Source organism: Carboxydothermus pertinax, from assembly GCF_001950255.1.
GTDB classification, from domain to species: Bacteria; Bacillota; Z-2901; order Carboxydothermales; family Carboxydothermaceae; genus Carboxydothermus; species Carboxydothermus pertinax.
The window spans coordinates 1-3,949 of sequence record NZ_BDJK01000076.1; the positions used below are offsets into that span (position 1 = coordinate 1).

8 protein-coding genes, 1 pseudogene and 1 other annotated feature are annotated in these 3,949 nt (G+C 42.4%); of the genes and pseudogenes, 1 reads left to right on the forward strand and 8 read right to left on the reverse strand.

Annotation, left to right across the window (positions count from 1 at the left end):
- Positions 1-181, forward strand: a pseudogene (locus cpu_RS14080) (hypothetical protein); the annotation flags it as partial.
- 194 nt (positions 182-375) lie between these two features.
- Here cpu_RS14080 and rplL read toward each other — a convergent pair.
- The 8 genes from rplL to cpu_RS14170 form a co-directional block, all read right to left on the reverse strand.
- Positions 376-756: a 50S ribosomal protein L7/L12 gene (gene rplL, locus cpu_RS13045; protein WP_075860410.1), complete on the reverse strand. Its 381-nt coding sequence runs from the start codon at positions 754-756 to the stop codon at positions 376-378.
- Between the two features lie 67 nt (positions 757-823).
- Positions 824-1,354 (reverse strand): 50S ribosomal protein L10, encoded by a 531-nt coding sequence (gene rplJ / locus cpu_RS13050; protein ID WP_075860411.1) that lies wholly within the window; start codon positions 1,352-1,354, stop codon positions 824-826.
- A gap of 15 nt (positions 1,355-1,369) precedes the next feature.
- Positions 1,370-1,500 (reverse strand) — a sequence feature (ribosomal protein L10 leader region).
- A gap of 42 nt (positions 1,501-1,542) precedes the next feature.
- Complete coding sequence (rplA, locus tag cpu_RS13055) at positions 1,543-2,238, reverse strand: 50S ribosomal protein L1 (RefSeq protein WP_075860412.1); 696 nt, start codon at positions 2,236-2,238, stop codon at positions 1,543-1,545.
- Positions 2,239-2,294: 56 nt separating this feature from the next.
- Positions 2,295-2,720 carry a 50S ribosomal protein L11 gene (rplK, locus tag cpu_RS13060; RefSeq protein WP_075860413.1) on the reverse strand — a complete coding sequence of 142 codons (426 nt, stop codon included), beginning with the start codon at positions 2,718-2,720 and terminating at the stop codon, positions 2,295-2,297.
- A 21-nt stretch (positions 2,721-2,741) separates the two neighbouring features.
- Positions 2,742-3,263: a transcription termination/antitermination protein NusG gene (gene nusG / locus cpu_RS13065; protein WP_075860414.1), complete on the reverse strand. Its 522-nt coding sequence runs from the start codon at positions 3,261-3,263 to the stop codon at positions 2,742-2,744.
- Between the two features lie 19 nt (positions 3,264-3,282).
- Positions 3,283-3,546: a preprotein translocase subunit SecE gene (gene secE, locus cpu_RS13070; RefSeq protein WP_075860415.1), complete on the reverse strand. Its 264-nt coding sequence runs from the start codon at positions 3,544-3,546 to the stop codon at positions 3,283-3,285.
- A gap of 18 nt (positions 3,547-3,564) precedes the next feature.
- Positions 3,565-3,714 carry a 50S ribosomal protein L33 gene (gene rpmG / locus cpu_RS13075; RefSeq protein ID WP_075860416.1) on the reverse strand — a complete coding sequence of 50 codons (150 nt, stop codon included), beginning with the start codon at positions 3,712-3,714 and terminating at the stop codon, positions 3,565-3,567.
- 144 nt (positions 3,715-3,858) lie between these two features.
- Positions 3,859-3,949, reverse strand: a 91-nt coding sequence (locus cpu_RS14170; RefSeq protein WP_143299322.1) for an EF-Tu C-terminal domain-related protein, incomplete at its 5' end; no start/stop codon positions are given.

The window sequence follows — 3,949 nt, forward strand, 5'->3', positions numbered from 1 at the left end:
TGGCGCTTTCCCGGTAGTCTTATTAGACCATTTTTCCCTTTATCTTAATTACCTCTTCGATATCTCTTCCTTGCCCTGGGATTATTTGCCCCAAAATTTAAAGCTTTTGAACGAAACTATGGCCTATTACCCGATCTTTAGGTATACAATATTCTATAAAATATTTCGCACTGTTAACTAGAAGAGTTATTTTAATTTTGCTTAAAGGCCAGCAAAAGCAATAACTATAGCCATGGAAATATCTATATTCCTCCCACCTATCCCAACCAGCGGCACAATTGCCACAAAAATAAAGGAAAGCAAGCCAAGTAAAGCCACAAAAATATTTTGCGCACAAAAAACCCCCGGCACCAGCCGAGGGTCTTTTTAAGATTACTATTTAATTTCCACAGTCGCGCCAGCTTCTTCAAGCTTAGCTTTGATAGCTTCAGCATCAGCTTTGCTAACTTTTTCTTTAACCGGCTTAGGAGCGCCATCGACCAGGTCCTTGGATTCTTTGAGGCCAAGGCCAGTGATTTCCCGTACAACTTTAATAACGTTAACTTTTTGGGCACCAGCATTGACAAGGATAACGTCAAATTCGGTCTTTTCTTCTTGAGCTGTAGCCGCAGGAGCAGCAGCCGCAGGTGCAGCAGCAACAGCTACAGGAGCAGCCGCGCTTACGCCAAATTCTTCTTCAAAAGCTTTTACGAGCTCGGCAAGCTCAATAACAGTTAAACTTTTTACTGCTTCTAAGATTTCTTGTACTTTGGACATTTATGCCACCTCCAAAAATATTTTTTCTAAGTTTATAGTAAAGCCTAAAGGCTTGTACCCAAAATAATTACTGTTCCCCTGCTTTTTGCTTGCGGATAGCTTCCAGGGCATATACAAACTTTCTAAGCACACCGGCAAGCGCTCCCGCAAAACCATAAAGGGGAGCTTGCATTCCACCCAGGACTTTGGCCAAAAGCACATCCCTGGAAGGAAGATCCGCTAGAGCTTTAAGTTGGTCTTTTTCCAGAACGGCTTTATCCAGAATCCCTGCTTTTATTTCCAGTTTGGAATGAGCTTTGGCAAAATCAAATAACACTTTTGCTGCCGCAGCTGGGTCTTCTTTGGCTACCGTTAAAGCAGTAGGACCTTCTAGAAAAGCATCAAGCCCAGAAATTCCTAAATTGGTAATAGCTCTTTTGGTTAAGGTGTTTTTTACAACCTTAATTTCAGCACCTTTTTCTCTAAGTTTTCGCCGAAGCTCGGTCATTTCGGCAACGGTAAGTCCGCGATAATCCACCAGGATTGCCACCTGGGAGCTATTAATCATTTCCTCAATTTCCGCAACAACTTTTGCTTTTTGTTCAATAATTGGTTTCAAAACACGCTCCACCTCCTTGGACGCAATTAAGGCCGCCGTAGACACACGGCGGCCTTTGTTTGTTCTTCCTTAAGGCTTGCCTCGGTTGGCGGTTTCCCATTAAGCTCTACGGCACCAACGGTCTACAGCAAATAATTATTTATTTGCCACGAAACGTATTTTAACATATCTTGTAAGTATTTGCAACACTATTTAATAAGCTTTAAATGATTTATCTTAATGCCAGGTCCCATAGTAGAGGAAACGGCTACACCTTTTAAGTATTGGCCTTTAGCAGCCGCGGGCTTGGCCTTAATTAAGGCGTCAATTAAGGTTTGGAAGTTTTCCGTAAGTTTTTCTACCGGGAACGACACTTTGCCTATTGGTACATGTACAATACCGGCTTTATCTACCCGGTATTCAATTTTACCAGCTTTGATATCAGCAATCGCTTTAGCTACTTCAAAGGTCACAGTACCGGTTTTGGGGCTTGGCATTAAGCCCTTGGGACCTAATATTTTACCAAGGCGACCAACAGCCCCCATCATATCAGGAGTTGCTACTACTACGTCAAAATCAATCCAGCCCTGGGCAATTTTTTCAATAAATTCTTCAGCACCTACATAATCAGCTCCAGCCGCTTCCGCTTCTTTGACCTTTTCACCTTTGGCAAAAACCAAGACTTTCCGGGTTTTACCGGTACCATGGGGTAATACCACCGCACCCCTTACCTGCTGGTCGGCATGCCGAGGGTCTACCCCAAGTTTTACTGCTACTTCCACTGATTCATCAAACTTGGCAAAGGAAAGCTCTTTTACCAAAGCTAAAGCTTCGGCTGGGTCATACAGCCTGGTTTTATCTACTTTTTTCGCCGCTTCTAAGTATTTTTTCCCGTGTTTTGGCATCTCAATTCCCTCCTTGTGGTATTTGCGGAAAGATTCTCCTCCCACTTTTGTTAAAACTAATCTACGACTTCAATACCCATACTCCGGGCAGTACCTTCAATCATCCGCATTGCGGCTTCTACATCATTGGCATTTAAATCTTTAAGTTTTAGCTCGGCAATTTCACGGACTTTTGCCCGGGTAATTTTACCAACCTTTTTCTTATTGGGTTGACCAGAACCCGATTCAATTCCTACCGCCCTTTTGAGAAGGTCAGAAGCTGGCGGAGTTTTTGTAACGAAAGTAAAAGAACGGTCTTCGTAAACAGTAATCTCCACCGGAATAATCATACCGGCTTGCTGAGCAGTACGCTCATTATATTCTTTAACAAAAGCCATTATGTTAACCCCGTGTTGACCAAGCGCCGGACCAACCGGGGGAGCAGGTGTAGCCTTACCTGCCGGAATTTGTAATTTAACTACAGCAACTACTTTTTTAGCCATTTTTTCACCTCCATTCAAAAACTAGATCTTGGTTACCTGGGAAAAATCTAATTCAATCGGAGTTTCCCTCCCAAACATGGAAACCATAACTTTAATTTTGCCTTTATCCGGGTAAATCTCTTCGATATTACCCACAAACCCTTCAAAAGGCCCGGCATTTACCCGAACCGTTTGCCCGATTTCCAGGTCAATTTTAGTTCGAGGTTCATCAATGCCCATTTGTTTCATAATCTGCCGCACTTCCTGGGGGGTGAGCGGAATAGGTTTAGATCCTCCAACAAAACCCGTTACCCCTGGAGTATGGCGAACAACGCTATACGACTCATCGGTTAAAATCATCTCCACCAGTACATACCCGGGGAAGATTTTGCGTTTGGACACTTTTTTCTTACCGTCCTTGATTTCCAATTCATCTTCCATGGGCACCAAAATCCGAAAGATATGGTTACCCATATTTAAAGACTCGATCCTTTTTTCTAGGTTAGCTTTTACTTTATTTTCGTGTCCCGAGTAAGTATGGACAACATACCAGTTTTTTTCCATGAATGATTCCTGCCTTTACCTATTTGAGGATCAAGTTCAGGAAAAAGCTTAAAATCGAGTCAAAAATCCACATTAACAAACCTACAATAATGACGGTTAAAAAAACCACCCCTGTATAAACGGTAGTTTCACTCCGGGTGGGCCAGTGAACTTTTTTCACCTCGGTCCAAACGCTCCGAAAATACTGCTGGGTTTTCACCCAAGCCCCTTCTCCGGACTTGGAAGCCTTCCGGGGCTCTTTCCCAGCAGCGGTTTTGGTAACTTCCTTACCAGCTGCTCCCATAAAATAACCCCATTCCTTTTATTTTGTTTCTTTATGCACCGTATGAGCATTGCAGGTAGGGCAGTATTTTTTTAATTCAAGTCTACCTGGGTCATTTTTCTTATTTTTACTGGTAGTATAATTACGGTGCTTACATTGGGTACACTCTAATGTTACTGTAACTCTCACTTTAACCATCCTCCTAAAAATAAAAAAATCATGGGCAATTTACAATTTTACCTAATATAATCTATCATAATACCCCAGACCTGTCAATACAATGAAAAGTTTGACTTTAAATTAAAAAGGGAGGGTTTTCCCTCCCCAAAACGCTTATTCTTCGATCGCGGTAACAACTCCCGCGCCTACAGTTCTGCCACCTTCCCGAATAGCAAATCTTAAACCTTCTTCAATTGCAATTGGA